Here is a 19008-nt window from a genome sequence, read left to right as displayed (position 1 = left end):
CTCCTAAAAACCAAATGCACGTAATTTATCTTCTGTTAGTTCAGATTTTTGATGATTCATGATATTTTCCACATATTTAAAAAGTACATCTGTTTCTAAGTGAACTGCATCGCCCACTTTTTTATCTGATAAAATTGTAGACTTACGCGTCTCTGGAATAAGATGAATATCAAATGTGGTCTCATGAAGATCAAAGACTGTTAAACTTACACCATCAACAGTGATAGAACCTTGTTGTACCATTTGATTTAAAACATTTTTTGAAGTTTTGATTGAAATTATTTTTGAGTTAGCTGATTCATTAATTTTAGAAATCGTTCCAAGTTCATCAACATGTCCAAGAACAAAATGTCCACCGAATCTGCCATTACCACTCATCGCTCTCTCAAGATTTACTTCAGCCTGACGTTGTAAATCGGCTAGGTAGGTCTTATTTTCAGTACCTTTAATCACTTGGACTGAGAAAGCTGTATCATTAAAATCAATCACCGTTAAACATGCGCCGTTCACACTTATAGAATCACCGATATGCATATCTTCAAGAATGCGATTCGCTTTAATTTCTAAAGTTCTCACTGATTTCTCAGAACGCACGTGTTGAACGATACCAATTTCTTCAACGATACCTGTAAACATAGGCATTCACTTCTTTCGTAGTTTCAATTTTATATTTTGATTAATTAACTTGGAATAAACAATTTCAAATTGAGTTGCTTCAGGTAAATCAATGACTTGATCAGTTTTGTAAAATTGATGTTTACCTGAACCACCTATTAATTTCGGGGCTAAATAAAGAATGAGTTCATCTAAATGATGAGATTGGAGAAATTGTGAAGTAACATTTGGACCTGCCTCGACTAGCAGTTTTCCAATACCTCTTTGATATAAATCTTTTAATATAGCTGTACTATCGCATTTTTCTAAACAAATAATTTCTATATGTTTATCATTACTTTGATTTTTTAAATTTTCATTTTCAGTATAAATCCAAATAGGTGAAGCAGTATCTGCAAATAGCTGTTGCTCAAAATCAATTTGTCCTGACTTTGATAGAATAACTCTAATTGGATGCTTACCATCCTGAACTCTAGTCGTATACAATGGATCATCAGCGTCTATCGTTTTTCTACCTGTTAATACAGCATCATGCTCGTGACGCAACTTATAAACATCTTCTTTAACTTCTTTGTTAGTTATCCATTTACTCTTATCAGAATCAGTAGCTTGTTTGCCATCTAAACTTGATGAAACTTTAACAGTTAACTCTGGGATGCTATTTCTTTTAGCAGTAAAGAAGTCTTTATAAAGTTCAGCGGCATTCTCATTAAATTGAAATTCAACTTCAATACCAGCTTCTTTAAGTATTTCATCACCCTTAGAAGCTAAGGTAGTGTCTTTTACCGCATAGATAACCTTACGAATACCAAATTCAATAATTTTATTTACGCAAGGTGGTGTAGAACCATGATGAGTACAAGGTTCTAAAGAAACGTATATAGTTGCATCTTTAGCATCTTCTCCCGCCATATCTAATGCTTGTACTTCTGCGTGTTTATCACCCTTTTTCAAATGGGCGCCTAGACCGACAATCCTACCATCTTTAACCACTACAGAACCAACCGGTGGATTTATACCAGTTTGACCATCAACCATTTTAGCAAGTTGAATGGCATAATTCATAAATCGACTCAATTTATCACCTCAACAAAATAAAAAAACCTTACACCAATTTAATTAGGCATAAGGAGATTGATAATATATCTTTAAATAAGCATATTTGTTTACTATAAGACATAGTCCTACAAATTTGCTTGTCGAGTAATTATATTCTTTCTCCCATCCAGACTTTCACTGTCGGCTCTAGATTCTCACTAGATCAGCCACCAATATTATTAAATATTAGCAGGTCGCAGGCTTAATTTACTGCCGGTTGGGAATTGCACCCTGCCCCGAAAGAATTATATGAAATTGTTATTGGTTAATTGAGTGATGTAGTTAATAACTACAAATAAAATCTTACTATAATTGATTTCAAAACTCAATTTAATAGCATCAATCAAATTTTATTTATTAGTGGAATTTTATCCGTTAGTCGATAATTTACCTATTTTTCTCCATTTCTTTTTGCGTCAAATATAAGTGAGATACTGTATTCACTACTTGATCAACAATCATCTTCACACCATTACGTAATTTGTTAACACCATTTGTCATTTGACCAATGGCAATGACGTTCGTCAACGTACCATATCTTGGACTAATGACTTGATTGGTTTCAGGAATAATTTGAATGCCACCCATAGGATGTCTTTGTACAATTTGACGATTTTCAAGATTTAACATCAATTGATCATCTTCATCTAATTGTCCGAGGTGTGTTTTGGATCCTGTTGCATTAATCACTACATCAAATAATTCAGTTTCTTGATCTTCATTATTAAATTTTAAATAAAATTGATTATTGTCATGTTGAATATCTTCTAAATCTTTCTTTATTTCAAGATATCCTTCTTCAATTAACTGTATAAGTAACTTTGCAGTTCTAGGAGGCATAGGGTTTGAATTTAATTGGATCATTTTTGAGTATTTTTGATTAAATAATTCTTGATCTCTTAAACTTAAACTATTCCAAATCCAATCTAAATTCTCTTTCAAATGCTCAATGATACTTTGAAATACTCCCATTTCTGTTTCATTATTTAAATCAAATTGTAAATCTTTAATATGGTGACCAGTTCTTCTATTCACTAATTTTTGAAAATCAATTTCATAATCCTCACACTCTTTTAAAAACAAAGCAACTGCCTTATCTAGAGGTACATTACCGTAATTATTTTCCTTAATTCCATTAAAATGATCTTTAGTTAAATGAGTAAATTGTATATCTATCATCTTACCTCTTACACTAGGTAAAGAGGCTGAACGACTTGTCATTGTTATCGGCAAATTAGGATGATGTGCAGCAACATATCTCACTGCATCTAAACTCGCTAACCCAGTACCTATAATAGCAATCCTATCTGAATCATCTACATGATCTAATGTATTATATGTTGGATATGGTGTTTTGATGTATCCTTTTTTACCTTTCAAATGATAAGGATCGTGATAACTAAACGTACCAAACGTTAAAAATAAATAATCATATTCTCGCCATTCTTTATCATCTTCACATGTACATACATAATACTTTAACTTCGTATCATCTACATTTGAGTTAGTAAAGATTTCCTGAACTTTATCATTAATAATTGTTAGATTCTCGTATTGTTGGTCGTATCGAGAAAGATGTGACTTCATATAATGACCAAAAACAAACCTTGGTAAGTACTGTGGATTCGGAAAATCAAATTCGGTTTGTTGTTGATACCATTTCCAAAATTCTTCCTCATCATCTAAATTTAAACTCATTTTTTTTGAGGGCATATTTATTAATAATTCACTACTGTCATTCTGAAATGGTACACCTTGCCCCATATTTTTTGCATCATCGTACACATCCACTTTAAGTTTGGAAAAATCTTCATGTTTAACAAGTTGTCGTAAAACACTGACACCAGCTGTTCCCATACCGATTATTGCCACACGCATATTCATCATCCTTCTATTTATGTATTCAGTTATTATACCAATTAATGTGAAAGCTTAAAAAATATATACCTTATAAACATATCCTTTACTAATTGCTTTTAATCTTATATAGATATGCTAAAATCATTTTGTCGAGGTGAAATAATGAAACTACTAACAAAAATTTTAATTGTATTTATCATTCTGTTCACATGGTTATCCAGTAAAAATAAAGCAAAATAACTTAAATTAAACCGTTTATAAACTTTTGCACTACTCACAAAAAAAGCATCGCTATCGAGAAATTTCTCAAAATAGCGATGCTTTTTTAAATTCTATTTTTGATGTTCTTTATCATCTTTGTATACATATAATTTAAAGTATTTACCTTCAGTCTTCATGTTCTTGTAGAAATCTGCAATAATGCTTGCATTACTTTCAGCCCATTTAATATCTGTTGCATATTGATGTTCACCAGGATTCTTAGGGTTCCATCTCATACTATACAGCGTGTCCTGATCTTCATGAGACAAGAAATGTTTGTGAATGAAATCAGCACCACCATATATAGCTTTCTGTGGAGTATCCCAACCATGTTTCTTAGCGTATTCTGCACCTGTTTTAACAGGATCACTGTCTAAGGCACCTACACCATAAAAGTTATAATATTTTTTGCCGTCGATTTCTACACCTTTAGACAATTCACTTTTAGCTGAACCTGTCTCTAAAAGCGCATGAGAGATGAGATAAACTTCATTAACATGTTTAGCTTTAGCTGCATTTAAAAAGTCATCAGTATGTTCTAATAATACTGGTCTATCAAATAAAATACGTTTAATTCTGTTTTTATCTATACCTTGATATTTTGATAAATCTAAAAATTGATATTTTTGTTTATCATTATCAATGAATTCACTACTATCCATAGCAGTTTTAATTTCAGCATCTGATGCATCACGCCATGAATCATTATTTTTATTAGATACCTGTTGACTCGTATAGTTATGTATTTGTTTCTTTGCTGCTTTATCTAGAGTTTTATCTATTTTAATTACTTTCTTTTCTGACTTTACATGTTTAAAGAATATTTGATCAGAAATCATTGAAAAGAAAATAACAGCAGCAACAACAAATACTATTAGCAATCCTATAATAGCTAATATAGAGCCCTTTTTGTGCTTAATCATAGTCACACCTCTTAGGTCATTGTTGTTAAACTATTCAGTTTCATTACGATAATAAAGTTTAACATTATTAATTCAGATTCACAATTTTATATTGGTAATGTTACAAATTCATAAATAAATAGTAATAAAAATGAAACTAAAAAATAAAAATAGAGGTTTCACTTCTTCATCATTTTTTATTACTCGATAATAAATAAGTGTCTACATCTAATAATAGAACGTAAAACCAGCAATAAATCTCTATTAATAAGGATATTAATCATGAGAAAAAACGTTAAAAGATGATAAGCAACCTCGATTTTTTAATATATGAATTAAGACTTTTTATATTCCATCATAACAAAACTAGCCGCTTGTGAACGATTTTTATAATAATACTGATTTAAATCAATTGTCCCTTCAATTTCACCATCACGATACTTCATTTCATTAGTAAAATTATTTATCATGACGAAATCAGAACGATCTCTAATTACGTCTAAATCATCGTTACGTGCGAAAAAGTGCTCTAAATTTAAGTGTGCGTAATCCATATTAACCTCCCCTAGTGCATACCAAATTTATTTATGTTGAATTATCATTTTAATGTCAATTTTATGCTTTTTTATTTGAGTTTTAATAAGTCTATGCTTACTATTTAACACCTTATTGGAAAATTACGCAAATGATAATTTTTATAAAGTAAGTTATCTTCTTTTTATCCGGAAATAATATTTATGTACATAAATAGGAGTGCATATTTTGGAATTTGAAGAAGTTTATAAAAACTATAATAAAATTATTCATTATTTGTTAAATCACTATCACATCACTTATAATTATGATGAATTTTATCAACTCTTACTTATTAAAATGTGGCAACTCACTCTAAATTACGATGAACAAAAATCAACCTCGATAAGTACATACCTCTTCACGAGATTGAAATATCATTTAATAGACCATTTTAGGAAAGAAAATAATAGATCCAATCAAATTACTCTTGATACCCATTTTCACAATTCTTATGATTCTACTATCCTCCTCAATGATTTTAACTTAGTGTTAGAAGACTTCTCTGATCAACTCAAACCACAAGAAGCGCAATGGCTGCGTCTTCATATTCAAGGCTATAAACAATATGAGATAGCCCAGCACATGAATTTATCTCTAACTTCTATAAAGAAAATTAAAAACTCCACTAAACAAAAATGTTTAAATAATCTTAAATAACCATGAAGGAATGAACAACATGACTACTTATTCAACGAGACATTTACTTTATTTAAAAACTGCTATATCTAATGAGACAGAAACACGTATACAATACTCTGACTATCATATCACTGTCCCCTTTACACCACAGAAAATGATTCACTATCTACTTGAGTTGAATCACACTTCATTACAAGTGCAATCGTCAAAAGCTAAAAGATTACTAAATATAAATAAACTAATACCTATCTATATCAATCGAGATACAATTTTATTCCCACTAACACAAAAACGTGCATCAATAAAATATTTTATTAACGCACGTAAAATTATTGGAATTCACTCTTCTGTAGATTCTACTATTATCATTTTCGACAATACAACTCTACTTCGTACTGAAATCCCCTATACACTGGTATCCAAAAAATGGCAAGAAAGTTTAACTCTTGCTCAAATCATTGAAAAGACTAGCGCTTATTAAATTTTAATTCTAGTAATTTTTTTGTAAATAATGCTGTAATTATTTTAATTAAATAAAGGCTCAATATCATTATACAGATTGCTGCTATTAAAATGATAATTACTAATAAACTAGATAATTCAACTTTAGGATTAATAAAGTAATAAACTGAAGTTAAACTTGTTATCAAACCTGTTAAAAATAATCCAAGTAATAAAGCATATGTTACAACAATACTAAATAGTAATATAAAGGTTTTACCTGAAGTAGCACTTTTATGCTTGTATATATGACTTTTGAGATAACGATTAGAAAACTGAATGGGTTTATTAAAATCTACATTATCTTCACTATCTATCTGACTTAGCTTTTTATTCAATTGTTCTTTTTCTTTTTTATTTAAAAACCATAATTGTTTTTGAACCTTTTCTTTAAATGTCTTTTTGTCCATATATTGGAGTACGCTCCTCAAATCTAATAATTACTATAAATCATAAATTATTTATCATACTGTTGCAATCACTCTTAAATACCTTCAATGAAAAAGCAATCGATGAAGTGTTATTTCTTCAACGATTGCTTTTATAAATTAACTACAATTAAGCTTTACAAGATAGAAAGACCTGAGCTTTGAATATCTTTAGCGAAACCTTTAACTGTGTCAATTGAAAGTTCTTCAATATTACGACCCAAATTTGAATTAACTTTTTTGACCACATCAGCTGGACATGTGATGATATCTGCACCTATTTCATCAGCTTGAATAACATTAATCACTTCGCGACAACTTGCCCAAAGTAACTTAACACCTTTTTTACTATGAGTAACTTCAACAGATTCCTTCATTAAAGGTAGTGGATCTACACCAGTGTCAGCTATTCGACCAGCAAACACTGAAACATATGTAGGTACGCCTTCAGTAACAGCATTTGTAATATCTCTAACTTGTTCAATGGTATAAACTGCTGTGACATTTAATCTCACATTATCAGCTGATAATTTTTTAATTAAGGGAAGCGTTGATTCCCCTGTTGTTGTTACAATAGGTATTTTTACAAAAACATTATCACCATATTGTTTAAGGATTTCAGCTTCCTTTTCCATAGTTTCTAAATCATCCGCAAAAACTTCAAAAGAAATAGATGCATCCGGAATTGCTTTAACTACTTCTTCAGCAAATGCTTTATAATCAGTCACCCCTGCTTTAGCCATTAAACTAGGATTAGTAGTAAAACCATCAACATACTTATTATTATAAGCAGCTTTCATTTCTTCAATATCAGCGCCATCTGCAAATACTTCTACATTTAACTTCGTCATTTGTTGTTCCTCCTTAACTCAATACGTTCAATACGATAATTCATAAGTATTTTCAAACAAGATATGTATGTATATTTATAATTATAATAGAATTATAGCTTTCACGTGTTATTATTAAAACTTTATAAGATATTTATAACATGCACCGTTCACACAAGCGAATGATATGCCTTAAAATCGCTGTTTAAAAAGAGATATTAATCTTTATAATAATGATCAAATTATTTTTACTATTCTCATATTCATAAAATGTGATAGTATATTGTAATGATGTAAATCAAGGAGGCAACGTATGGCACGTTCTAAGAAATACTTTTACTTAAGTATACTTATGATTATTGTTAGTTTTTTCTTTAATACTAACAATTCTTTATTGAGTCATATTTTAGGCTCATTTATGAAATTAATGGTTGCTACATCAATAGTAAATATTATTATCTTAATTTTATCTATTATTTTTGCGGATAAATCAATTAAATATTCAAGAGAAAGTAAAGATTGGATAAAAGTAGCAAGTAAACTTCTACCCTTAATTATATTTATAGTTATTGTGATACACATTCTTTCATCACTACACACATTTGGTTTTATATTTAATTAATCAAATGTAATAAATAAAATTAAAATGTTAAAACGTTAATGAGGTGTTAATCCCATGCAGTACATATATATATTTATTGGTGGCGCTTTGGGTGCATTACTACGTTACGCTTTATCAACGCTTAATGATAGTTCGGGATTCCCTTTAGGCACCTTTTTAGTCAATCTTTTAGGTGCATTTTTGATGGGACTATTTGGCACTTTGACTATTACCTTGTTTAAAAGGTACCCTCTAGTTAAAAAAGCAATAACAACAGGGTTTTTAGGCGCCTTGACGACTTTCTCCACTTTTCAATTCGAGCTCGTCCAATTATTTGATCATCACAATTTTATGATGCTTATCATATATGGAGTGACAAGTTACATCCTAGGTATCATTTTCTGTTACTTAGGTGTTAAAATAGGAGGTCAATTATGAAATTAGCTATCCTTCTTGTTATGTTAGGTGGAGGTTTGGGCGCTGTAATTAGAGCGTTTATAACAAATATATGTAATGAAAAATTTAATTCTGCTATTCCTATAGCAACTTCAATAGTTAATATTTTAGGTAGTTTTCTAGTCGGGATAACGTTAGGTTCTTCAATTTCAAATGACTGGATATCACCATTTTTTATAACAGGAGTTCTAGGCGGATTAACTACTTTCTCTACACTTACAAATGAATTAGTTCATTTCATGACACCCAATTTTAAACTAGGTCATTTTATAGGGTATTCACTACTGCAATTTTTAATTGGATTTATAGCTTGTTATATAGGATTTCATCTTTAATACTGTTGACTATTTTAAAAAAAGGCCATAGTAAAAGCACTCTGATACATGTATCAGAGTGCTTTTTTATAATCATTATTATTTATGCCCGTTATACTCGGCAGGATGCGGTCCCATTCTTTCATCTTTATTTAAACTATCAATTTTCTCCATCTGAGCATCAGAAAGTTCAAAATCAAATACATTTAAATTTTCTTCTATACGATGCGGCGTCACTGACTTAGGAATAACAACTACCCCATGTTGAACATTCCATCTTATAATCACTTGTGCAGGTGATTTACCTATCTCATTTGCGACTTCGTTGATAGTTTCATCTTCTAAAATTTTAGCATTCATTAACGGAGACCAAGATTCCATAACGATGCTTTGTGCTTCTAAATATTTACGTAAGTCTTTTTGAATTAAATATGGATGAAATTCAACTTGATTGATAACAGGTTTTATAGATACCTGAGCGAGTAAAGCTTCAAAATTTTCAGGAGTAAAATTGCTTACACCGATGTTTTTAACTTTATTATCTTTGTATAAATCTTCCATTCCCTGCCATGTATCAATCATGACTGCTTCATTTGTTCCAGGCCAATGCATTAAATATAAATCCAAGTAATCTAAACCTAATTTATGAATGGTTGTTTCATAAGCTTGTGTAACATTATTACGACCATAATCTTCTAACCATAATTTAGAAGTTATAAATAAATCGTCACGTTGTAAACCTGTAGAAGCTAGTCCTTCTTTTATCCCTTGACCAACCATTTCTTCATTACCATATATTTTGGCTGTATCAATATTTCTATAACCATTTTCAATAGCATGTTTAACAGCATCTTTACATTGATCACTATTCTCAACTCTATAAGTCCCCAAACCTACTTTAGGCATCTCTCTACCATTATAAAATTGAACTGTTTCCATCATATTCACTCCTCATCTATGCTTTAGTGTCTATCATATTACGATTCAATCTAACTGTAAAAATATTAATATGATTTTCTCTCTTCAGATTTATATACCCTGTTCAAATAAAAAAATACAAACGTAAGAAAATGATTTTCTTACGTTTGTATTAATTAATTAAAAGACTCTATTTTATCCATAATAGTTTGTAACTCGTCCACGTTATATTGAATACGTCCATGGAATACAAATTTATTAAAGAATTCATCGAGTTGTTCAGGCCCAACTAGAACCTTAACATTAGAAGCCTGATTATAATTAGAAATTGTAACATCTCCATCATTTTTAGGATTAAAATACAAAATTGAAGTTGGTGTATATTTAGTGTTTAATTCACTTTGTAAATCACCTGCAAGATTTTGAATATGTTTAATCTTCTCAGAATAATTAACAAATGATAAAGATTGTTGATCTTCATTTTGATCTAATACTAATGTTTGAGGTGTAGATTCATCTAAATCAAGTGTTTGGAATACTTGAGACATTGTTGGTAACTCTTTGAACTGAGCACCACTAATACCATTATACACATGACCTTTTAAAAGTTGAGAATCAATGATATATAAACCAGTTCTAGTTAAAACAAGATGACTGATGCGTTCGATATTATTAAATTCATTACTTGGTAGGAAGATATTTGCCATAATGTGCATATCTTCAGGACGAATTCTCTTCTCATTAACAAGACGTTCACGAATACCAATCAATCTCATATCTGTTACATATTCACTATGATTTTTAGAAAATAGTTTTAATGCATCAATTTCTCTATCTTTACTGCTTACTGTCGCATCAAAATCTTCTTTTTGTTTTGTGACAGCCTTTTTATTTTCAACTCTTTCTTTTTCTAAGGCTTCTTCATGAGATTCTTTCATATGTTGCTCTTTTTCTTTATATTGGGCTTCTGTTTGGTTTTTAATTTTCTTTTTACTGTGATTCGCTACTAAAAAGAGAATAAAGAAAAGAATTGCCACAATAATTGCAACGATTAAGCCTATAACTATCGGTGAAGATAAACTCATCACAACAACGCTCCTTTAACCATTTCAATAACTCTCATTATAATAGAAAAAAATCAATTTTTCGACATTTAATTAATATTTATTTCTCTTAATTTTGAAAGCTATGGTTATCATTCGACCGCATCTTTAAGTAAATTAACTTTGTCTAATTTTTCCCAAGGAAGTAAAACATCAGTACGGCCAAAATGACCGTATGCAGCAGTTTGTTTGTAAATAGGATGTTTTAAATCTAACATTTTGATGATTCCAGCTGGTCTTAAGTCAAAATTATTTCTAACCGCTTCAACTAGTTTAGCTTCTGAAACTTTACCAGTACCAAATGTATCGATTGAAATAGATACTGGCTCAGCCACACCAATGGCATAGGCTAATTGCACTTCACATTGATCAGCTAACTCCGCGGCTACTATATTTTTAGCAACATAACGTGCAGCATAAGCAGCTGAGCGATCAACTTTAGTTGGGTCTTTACCACTGAAGCAACCGCCACCATGACGTGCATAACCGCCGTAAGTATCAACAATGATTTTACGTCCAGTTAATCCTGCATCCCCTTGTGGTCCTCCGATAACAAAACGACCTGTAGGGTTAATAAAGAATTTAGTATCAGCATCTAATAAATCATCAGATACTGTAGGGTAAATGACATGTTTTTTAATATCTGCTTCAATTTGTTCCAATTCAACATCTTCAGCATGTTGAGTAGATACAACAATTGTATCTATACGTTTAGGTTGATCGTTCTCATCATATTCAACTGTTACTTGTACTTTTCCATCAGGACGTAAATAATCTAAAATTTCATCTTTACGCACATCAGATAAACGTTTAGCAAGTTGATGTGATAAGAAAATTGGTAATGGCATATACGTATCTGTTTCATTAGTGGCATACCCAAACATTAACCCTTGATCTCCTGCACCAGTCGCTTCTATTTCTTCTTCTGAAATTTCATTACGGTATTCTAGCGCTTTATCAACACCTTGTGCGATGTCTGGAGATTGTTCATCAATAGCGGTTAAAACTGCCATAGTTTGGAAATCATAACCATATTTCGCTCTTGTATAACCAATATTTTTAATTGTTTCACGCACTACTTTAGGTATATCAACATATGTTGATGTTGAAATTTCACCAGAAATAAGCGCCATACCAGTCGTTACTGTTGTCTCACATGCGACACGCGCATTTGGATCGTCTTTTAAAATTTCGTCTAGAATTGCATCAGATACCTGATCTGCAATTTTATCGGGATGACCTTCAGTTACTGATTCTGAAGTAAATAATCGTTTATTATAAGTCATGTTTTGCTCCTTTAATATAAATTACGAAAATTCTCTTTTATTTGAGAGCTAAATAAAAGAGCCTTCATCACTATCAAGATAGAGAGAAGGCCCTTAAACGTCCATTCGCTCTTATCGTTCAGACGATATATGTCTGCAAACGGTTTGGCACCTTTCTTTATCATAAAAGAGGTTGCTGGGTTTCATTGGGTCCATGTCCCTCCACCACTCAGGATAAGAGAATCCGTTAAGATTAATAGTACCGAATTCAAGGTTCAATGTCAATTTATGATTTTCGTTAAATGCTTATGTTAACGGTGGATTAATAAAATTAATGTGTTATACTATTTAAATGTAAAGGCTTACATAACTACTATTGCTTTGGAGGGATTGAGTATGTCAGTAGACACATACACAGAAACAATAAAAATAAAAAATTTACTAGAGAAACCATCAACACAGTTTCAACTCTCAACAACTCAGCTATACAATAAAATTTTAGATAATAATGAAGGGAAATTAACTGAATTAGGCGCAGTGAATGCAAGCACTGGGAAATATACGGGACGCTCACCTAAAGATAAATTTATCGTAACTGAACCTTCTTATAGAGATAATGTCGATTGGGGAGACATTAACCAACCTATTGATGAGGAAACTTTTTTAAAACTTTATAATAAAGTTCTAGATTATTTAGGTAAAAAAGATGAATTATACGTATTTAATGGTTATGCAGGAAGCGACAAAGATTCACGTTTAAAATTAACTGTGATTAATGAATTGGCTTGGCATAATTTATTCGCGCACAATATGTTTATTCGTCCAGAATCTAAAGATGAAGCTAAAAATATCAAACCTAATTTCACAATTGTATCAGCACCTCACTTTAAAGCTGATCCAGAAGTAGATGGCACTAAATCAGAAACATTTGTCATCATTTCTTTCAAGCACAAAGTCATTTTAATTGGTGGCACTGAATATGCCGGAGAAATGAAAAAAGGTATTTTCTCAGTAATGAATTACCTTTTACCAATGCAAGATATCATGAGCATGCATTGTTCAGCTAATGTAGGTGAAAAAGGTGATGTCGCTTTATTCTTTGGACTATCAGGCACTGGTAAAACAACCCTTTCAGCTGATCCAGAACGAAAACTTATTGGGGATGATGAACATGGCTGGAACAAAAATGGTGTATTTAACATTGAAGGTGGATGTTATGCCAAAGCAATCAACCTCTCTAAAGAAAAAGAACCTCAAATTTATGATGCAATTAAATACGGCACTATACTAGAGAACACAGTCGTAAAAGAGGATGGTACAGTAGACTTCGATGACAATAAGTTCACTGAAAATACTCGTGCTGCTTACCCTATCGAACATATTGATAATATCGTGTTGCCTTCAAAAGCAGCTCATCCTAATACAATCATTTTCTTAACTGCTGATGCCTTTGGTGTGATCCCTCCTATTTCCAAACTAACCAAAGATCAAGCAATGTATCATTTCTTAAGTGGGTTTACTTCTAAGTTAGCCGGTACAGAACGTGGAGTAACTGAGCCTGAACCATCGTTCTCAACATGTTTTGGAGCACCATTCTTACCATTAAATCCAACTGTTTACGCTGATTTATTAGGTGAATTAATCGATAAACATGATGTTGATGTTTATTTAGTTAATACAGGATGGACTGGTGGAAAATATGGTGTAGGACGCCGAATCAGCTTACACTATACGCGTCAGATGGTAAACCAAGCTATTTCAGGAAAGTTAAAAGATGCTGAATATAAAAAAGATGAAACATTTGGTTTAAATATCCCAGTTGAAATTAAAGATGTGCCAAAGACTATCTTAGACCCAGTGAACGCTTGGAGTGATGCTAATAAATATCATGAACAAGCTCAAGACTTAATTAATCAATTTGAGGAAAACTTTAAAAAGTTTGGTTCAGAAGTAGAACATATTGCTGAAAAAGGTGCATTCAACAAATAAATTTTTCCAATTAATAAAGGGTGAGACGTTTGTCTCACCCTTTTTAATATATCTCTATCTTGATTTAAAATTTGATATCACAAATTATCTTTAGTTTCTTCAATATTGGTCATCCATTGTTGAATTTTAGATAATGTTTCTTTCATTGCTGGAGGCCGTGGCACATGACCTTCATCTAGTTGATAAAACGTTTCGTAGTACACCCTCTTAGCTCTCAACTTTTCTTCTAAATCATAAGCTTGGTGAATACCAACTTGCTTATCTTTACCTCCATGAACAATTAATATAGGAGGGCTGGTAGAATCAATGGTTTTCATCGCGTTTCTTTGTTCATAAGCGTCTTTATCTTTTTTAGGATGGCCCACCATTCGTCTTAGCATCCCTCTTAAATCAACACGTTCCTCATACATTAAATGAATATCTGAGACGCCTCCCCATATGATGAAGCTATTTACAGGTAAGTCTTGAAAGGTTAATAAACCTTGTAGTCCACCACGTGAGAATCCTATCATATGAATATATGCCGAGGGATACTTATCATGTAAAAGTCGAATTAATTGTGTTACATCATTCAAATCTCCTCGATAAAATTCATCTTTACCTTCACTACCGTTATTACCTCTATAATATGGCCCTATAACTAACGTATGTTCATTTGCAAACTGCATTAATCTTGCAGCTCTTACACGACCTACTTGCCCTTTTCCACCGCGAAGATATATAACTATACGTTGAATTACATTTTGGTCTACTGGTGTCATCATTAAAGCTTTGACATTTAATCCATCTACTTTATAGGTTACTTCATCAAAATGATGCGTATGAGCGTCGATTGGCATTTTCTTAATTTTTGTAAAATCCAAGCGCTCTCACCCTTTCTAAACATTTCAATATCGTCGCATCTTGTATTAAAAAACTTTGCTTATCCTTAGGTATGTTGGAAACATTTTCAAATAGACATGGACCATTTGTCTCATAATAAGTTGAAGTTTCAATGAAATGACTTACTTCAATGAAAAATACATCTTTAAGAAATGTACTATGATCATTTGTGTTTACTTTATATTGCGCAATATAAATACATTTCTCGGCAATTGCGCCTGTCTCTTCATATAATTCCCTTAAAACCGCATCTAATGGTGTTTCACCGGTCTCAACTTTACCCCCAGGGAATTCAATTCCACGAACTTTGTGTCTAGTAAATAAGAGTTGATGATTATATATTGGAATCGTGAGTACGTGATTACCACTAGGCGTATCCTTATTCGTTTTAAAATTTAAAGTGACCGTTCGATTGTCTTTATCACGAAACTCCACAATCCACACATCCCCTCTTACTATGTTAAAATAAATCTATTAAATAATTTGTTGGAGGCGCAATACCATGATAAAAAAGATTTTTCTAGCGCTAGTTGTATTTTATCAACGATTCATATCACCGTTGACACCACCTACTTGTCGATTTTATCCAACATGTTCGGAATATACGAGAGAAGCAATCCAATATCATGGTGCATTTAAAGGGCTTTATTTAGGTATACGCCGCATTTTGAAATGTCATCCATTTCATAAAGGTGGCTTCGATCCAGTACCATTAAAAAAAGATAAACAATCGACATCAGAACATAAACATTAAAGTTTTGTTAGTTTAGTTTTTTGTACTTTAGGGGGAATAAAATGAATCATTCCCTCTTTTAAAATGCCTGAATCTCTCACTAAATCTTCTTCAAAGTAATATCCGGAAGGTGTAACATCACCTGGATAATCTCCCTCTTTAGCTAACATTGCTGTAAAATATCTACTTAATCCAAATTCATACATGCCACCGACTACAAATTTAATATTTTTTTCTTTTAAAATATCTATTGCCTCTAAAACTTTATCAATACCACCTAATCTATACGGCTTTAAAACAACTAATTGAATAGGAAATTTTTCAATAATTGAAACAATATCTTTGATAGAAGTCGCCTTCTCATCGATAGCTATAGGTGGATATTCGCTCACATTCATTGCATTTAAATTCTCTAATGATTTAAACGGTTCTTCAATATATATGATATTCGCTTGATTAACCTCACTAATCTTTGAAAATGATTCAACATTCAGCGATTCATTCGCATCAAGTGCTAAATCACAATGAATATCATTTTGATGTATAGCATTGATATCTTCAACAAGTTGTGAAGACCACTTAAGTTTAACACGACGTGGCTGTGTTTCATAAAGCTTATGTAACTGTTCATTTGTTAAACCACTTATTGTCGCACCATAGGTTACTGAGAAAGATGATAACTCATGATACATTTGATAAACTGCCATAACGATAGCTGAACGAGTCGCTGGGGTCTCCTCAAGTTGCTCTAAATAAACAGACCACTCTCTAAATGAATTAAATTCTTTGTCAATAAGCTGAGGTATCCACTCATTGAGCGTATGAACTGCTATATCTATCGTTTCATCATCATACCAATTCGTAGTAAACGCATTACACTCACCATAAAAAGATTGATTATCTCGGGTTAAAATTTCAACAATTAAACTTTCACGTTCATAAAGTTTAACTTTAGGTGTAATAATGGGAGATTTGAAAGGTTGTTTATACGTGTATAAATGAATAGCTTTAATAATCATAATTGATTTCCTTCATATGATACTTTGCTACGTTGCAGTTTTCCTGTAGAGGTATACGGTAAATTCTCTACTTGATAGAAGGCTTTAGGCACTTTATATTTTGCTAAATTCTGTTGAAAATGGTTTAACAATTCTTCTCTATTGACTTCATTTTCAGAAACAAAATAAAGCACAGGAATTTGTCCCCAAGTATCATCAGCAACACCTACACATACTGCATCAGAAATTTCATTAAATTGTTTAGCAACTGTTTCTATTTGGTATGGATAAATGTTCTCTCCCCCACTTATAATTAAATCTTTACGACGATCATAAACCATTACGAAACCTTCTTCATCTATCTCAGCAATATCTCCAGTTTTGAAAAAGCCCTCTTCAAATGTATTTGTCAAATTCTCAGGATACAAGTAACCATTCATCACATTTTCACCTTTGATAAGAAGTTCTCCATGACCATCTTGATTAGGATTCTTAATTTTTACTTTTACATTATCACTCGGTTTACCAACTGTATCATGTTTTTGAGCTAACATTTCAGGTGAAGCTGTTAGAAATTGCGAACATGTTTCTGTCATACCGAAAGAGTTATAAATTGGTAACTGATTGGCAAGTGCTTGCTCTATCAGATTAGAAGAGAGTTTTGCTCCTCCAAGTAGAATTTTTTCAATTGAGAATGGTTGTGTAAGACCACCATCCATCAACCATTTTAATGTTTGAGGAACAAGTGAGACATGCGTCATGTTTTCATCTTTAATAATATGAAGCATCTTATCAGTATTAAATTTACCAACTAAGCGAACCGTGAATCCCTCAATGACTGATCTTAAAATAACGCTCAGACCAGAAATATGATAAATAGGTAAAACTGATAGCCACTTTGTATGTTGATCAAATCCTAAACTTTGTTTACAACCTGTGGCACTTGCTAAATGATTATGAAACGTTTGTGGCACAGCTTTCTGTGGGCCTGTCGTTCCAGAAGTGAACATGATAGATGCAATATCTTCTAAATTGAATTGTTTAAATTGGAGTTGTTGAGGTGCTAAATTTCTAAGACCTTCAATGTTGTATAAATTAAAATCCTCCATTGTTAGAGGCATCGTATGTAATATGGTATCAACACGAACTGATTTCATCTGATTTCTCATTTCTTGCTCAGTTAAACGCGTGTTGAGCATCGCTATTTCGATTTGAGCAATCCAGCAAGCATGTATAAGAATGACCGAATCTAAATCATTTTTAATAAATAAACCTACTCTTTTCTTATGAAGTGACTTAATGTAGCGTGCCAAATCATAAGCCTTCTCATACAACTCACTAAACGTTAACGATTGTTCATCAGTGGCCACTGCAATTTTATCTTTATTTAATTGTGATTGTTCTTTTAACCAATAACCCACAACGCATTCCTCCAAAATTAAATACAATACTCATTATAACGATTCACTGCATAATTATCAGTACTTTAGCTTGAAAATATATAGGGGTTAGCACGTTATTTTAGATAAACATATATTAATTATACCTTTATAAATGTTATAATATTAAATAAGATTTACTATGTTGAATTAATATATAAATATATAATTAAAATAAATTCATACAGATAAAAGGAGGAACTCATATATGGTAACGTTTGTAATGATTTTTCTTTTTGTTTACTCGCTTGTTATAACAATGATGTATTTTAATAAAGATAAGAAATGATGTTCCCTGTCGCCACAGAAAGTGATTCTTAATAAAAGAATTTGAGAACAAAGAAGATTAAGAAGTAGATAAATATTTAAATGAGATTTTCTTGTGACTAAATTAGAAAATGTTGTGACTATAATAAAGCTTAATTAGCATATTCATAGTCACAATTTGACTAAAAATTTAAAACGAATAAAAACTATTCAGAAGTAGAATTTTACAAAACTCATCCAAAGTGTTGATACAAAAGGGTTTAAAAGAATGCAAAAATTAACGCTTATAATGGATTTAAACCATTATAAGCGTTTGTACGGAGAGTGAGGGAT

21 protein-coding genes and 2 riboswitches are annotated in these 19008 nt (G+C 31.5%); of the genes, 7 read left to right on the top strand and 14 right to left on the bottom strand.

Translation table 11 applies throughout. The features are described 5' to 3' along the window. Positions 1–3: 3 nt before the first annotated feature. The 5 genes from ribE to MHI13_RS11195 form a co-directional block, all read right to left on the bottom strand. Complete coding sequence (ribE, locus tag MHI13_RS11215) at positions 4–636, bottom strand: riboflavin synthase (RefSeq protein ID WP_002434685.1); 633 nt, start codon at positions 634–636, stop codon at positions 4–6. A gap of 6 nt (positions 637–642) precedes the next feature. Further along, positions 643–1692 carry a bifunctional diaminohydroxyphosphoribosylaminopyrimidine deaminase/5-amino-6-(5-phosphoribosylamino)uracil reductase RibD gene (gene ribD, locus MHI13_RS11210; RefSeq protein ID WP_340761061.1) on the bottom strand — a complete coding sequence of 350 codons (1050 nt, stop codon included), beginning with the start codon at positions 1690–1692 and terminating at the stop codon, positions 643–645. A gap of 132 nt (positions 1693–1824) precedes the next feature. Beyond that, positions 1825–1961: riboswitch (FMN riboswitch) on the bottom strand. Positions 1962–2100: 139 nt separating this feature from the next. Next, positions 2101–3591: an FAD/NAD(P)-binding protein gene (locus tag MHI13_RS11205; protein WP_002469673.1), complete on the bottom strand. Its 1491-nt coding sequence runs from the start codon at positions 3589–3591 to the stop codon at positions 2101–2103. A gap of 314 nt (positions 3592–3905) precedes the next feature. Further along, on the bottom strand, positions 3906–4757 hold the full coding sequence (locus MHI13_RS11200) for an N-acetylglucosaminidase (RefSeq protein ID WP_002434844.1): 852 nt from the start codon (positions 4755–4757) through the stop codon (positions 3906–3908). Between the two features lie 314 nt (positions 4758–5071). Beyond that, positions 5072–5290, bottom strand: a complete 219-nt coding sequence (locus MHI13_RS11195; protein WP_002434817.1) for a hypothetical protein — start codon at positions 5288–5290, stop codon at positions 5072–5074. Positions 5291–5498: 208 nt separating this feature from the next. Here MHI13_RS11195 and MHI13_RS11190 point away from each other — a divergent pair, with 208 nt between their 5' ends. Next, entirely contained in the window at positions 5499–5969 is a 471-nt protein-coding gene (locus MHI13_RS11190; protein WP_002434725.1) for a sigma-70 family RNA polymerase sigma factor, read from the top strand. A gap of 19 nt (positions 5970–5988) precedes the next feature. Further along, complete coding sequence (locus tag MHI13_RS11185; protein WP_002434754.1) at positions 5989–6432, top strand: competence protein ComK; 444 nt, start codon at positions 5989–5991, stop codon at positions 6430–6432. Here MHI13_RS11185 and MHI13_RS11180 read toward each other — a convergent pair. Both MHI13_RS11180 and MHI13_RS11175 read right to left on the bottom strand, forming a co-directional pair. Further along, positions 6419–6862: a hypothetical protein gene (locus MHI13_RS11180; RefSeq protein WP_340761059.1), complete on the bottom strand. Its 444-nt coding sequence runs from the start codon at positions 6860–6862 to the stop codon at positions 6419–6421. The genes MHI13_RS11185 and MHI13_RS11180 overlap by 14 nt on opposite strands. A 155-nt stretch (positions 6863–7017) precedes the next feature. Beyond that, complete coding sequence (locus tag MHI13_RS11175; protein ID WP_002434689.1) at positions 7018–7731, bottom strand: transaldolase; 714 nt, start codon at positions 7729–7731, stop codon at positions 7018–7020. 292 nt (positions 7732–8023) lie between these two features. Here MHI13_RS11175 and MHI13_RS11170 point away from each other — a divergent pair, with 292 nt between their 5' ends. Genes MHI13_RS11170 through MHI13_RS11160 form a run of 3 tightly spaced genes read left to right on the top strand, consistent with a single transcriptional unit; the run spans position 8024 to position 9102 of the window. Further along, positions 8024–8332 carry a hypothetical protein gene (locus MHI13_RS11170; protein WP_002434733.1) on the top strand — a complete coding sequence of 103 codons (309 nt, stop codon included), beginning with the start codon at positions 8024–8026 and terminating at the stop codon, positions 8330–8332. A gap of 54 nt (positions 8333–8386) precedes the next feature. After that, on the top strand, positions 8387–8749 hold the full coding sequence (gene crcB / locus MHI13_RS11165) for a fluoride efflux transporter CrcB (RefSeq protein ID WP_064210627.1): 363 nt from the start codon (positions 8387–8389) through the stop codon (positions 8747–8749). Next, positions 8746–9102 (top strand): fluoride efflux transporter FluC, encoded by a 357-nt coding sequence (locus MHI13_RS11160; RefSeq protein ID WP_047796421.1) that lies wholly within the window; start codon positions 8746–8748, stop codon positions 9100–9102. Before crcB ends, MHI13_RS11160 begins: the two co-directional genes overlap by 4 nt. A 78-nt stretch (positions 9103–9180) precedes the next feature. On the opposite strand, the gene MHI13_RS11155 is transcribed toward MHI13_RS11160, so the two are convergent. The 3 genes from MHI13_RS11155 to metK all read right to left on the bottom strand — a co-directional run bounded on the left by MHI13_RS11155 (position 9181) and on the right by metK (position 12388). Further along, positions 9181–10020, bottom strand: a complete 840-nt coding sequence (locus MHI13_RS11155) for an aldo/keto reductase (RefSeq protein WP_064210626.1) — start codon at positions 10018–10020, stop codon at positions 9181–9183. 155 nt (positions 10021–10175) lie between these two features. Further along, positions 10176–11084 carry a nuclease-related domain-containing protein gene (locus tag MHI13_RS11150; protein WP_002434861.1) on the bottom strand — a complete coding sequence of 303 codons (909 nt, stop codon included), beginning with the start codon at positions 11082–11084 and terminating at the stop codon, positions 10176–10178. Positions 11085–11194: 110 nt separating this feature from the next. Then, on the bottom strand, positions 11195–12388 hold the full coding sequence (metK, locus tag MHI13_RS11145; protein WP_023350065.1) for a methionine adenosyltransferase: 1194 nt from the start codon (positions 12386–12388) through the stop codon (positions 11195–11197). A gap of 108 nt (positions 12389–12496) precedes the next feature. Further along, positions 12497–12608: riboswitch (SAM riboswitch) on the bottom strand. 155 nt (positions 12609–12763) lie between these two features. On the opposite strand from metK, the gene pckA reads away from it, so the two are divergent. Further along, on the top strand, positions 12764–14356 hold the full coding sequence (pckA, locus tag MHI13_RS11140) for a phosphoenolpyruvate carboxykinase (ATP) (RefSeq protein ID WP_002434740.1): 1593 nt from the start codon (positions 12764–12766) through the stop codon (positions 14354–14356). A gap of 77 nt (positions 14357–14433) precedes the next feature. Here the strand turns inward: pckA and MHI13_RS11135 are convergent, their stop codons facing one another. Both MHI13_RS11135 and ytkD read right to left on the bottom strand, forming a co-directional pair. Continuing rightward, positions 14434–15219 carry an alpha/beta hydrolase family protein gene (locus MHI13_RS11135; protein ID WP_064210625.1) on the bottom strand — a complete coding sequence of 262 codons (786 nt, stop codon included), beginning with the start codon at positions 15217–15219 and terminating at the stop codon, positions 14434–14436. Next, on the bottom strand, positions 15200–15673 hold the full coding sequence (gene ytkD, locus MHI13_RS11130) for an RNA deprotection pyrophosphohydrolase (protein WP_064210624.1): 474 nt from the start codon (positions 15671–15673) through the stop codon (positions 15200–15202). The genes MHI13_RS11135 and ytkD overlap by 20 nt, the downstream gene beginning before the upstream one ends. Positions 15674–15743: 70 nt before the next feature. Here ytkD and yidD point away from each other — a divergent pair, with 70 nt between their 5' ends. Beyond that, positions 15744–15992 carry a membrane protein insertion efficiency factor YidD gene (gene yidD / locus MHI13_RS11125; RefSeq protein WP_029625717.1) on the top strand — a complete coding sequence of 83 codons (249 nt, stop codon included), beginning with the start codon at positions 15744–15746 and terminating at the stop codon, positions 15990–15992. Here the strand turns inward: yidD and menC are convergent. Both menC and menE read right to left on the bottom strand, forming a co-directional pair. Next, positions 15989–16990: an o-succinylbenzoate synthase gene (gene menC / locus MHI13_RS11120; RefSeq protein WP_064210623.1), complete on the bottom strand. Its 1002-nt coding sequence runs from the start codon at positions 16988–16990 to the stop codon at positions 15989–15991. The two genes, yidD and menC, sit on opposite strands and share 4 nt — an antisense overlap. After that, positions 16987–18390: an o-succinylbenzoate--CoA ligase gene (menE, locus tag MHI13_RS11115; protein WP_064210622.1), complete on the bottom strand. Its 1404-nt coding sequence runs from the start codon at positions 18388–18390 to the stop codon at positions 16987–16989. The genes menC and menE overlap by 4 nt, the downstream gene beginning before the upstream one ends. Positions 18391–19008: the final 618 nt, after the last annotated feature.

The organism is Staphylococcus sp. FSL K6-0223, from assembly GCF_038008285.1.
Note: the sequence above shows the minus strand (reverse complement) of the source record. Positions and strands in the feature narration are given on the sequence as shown.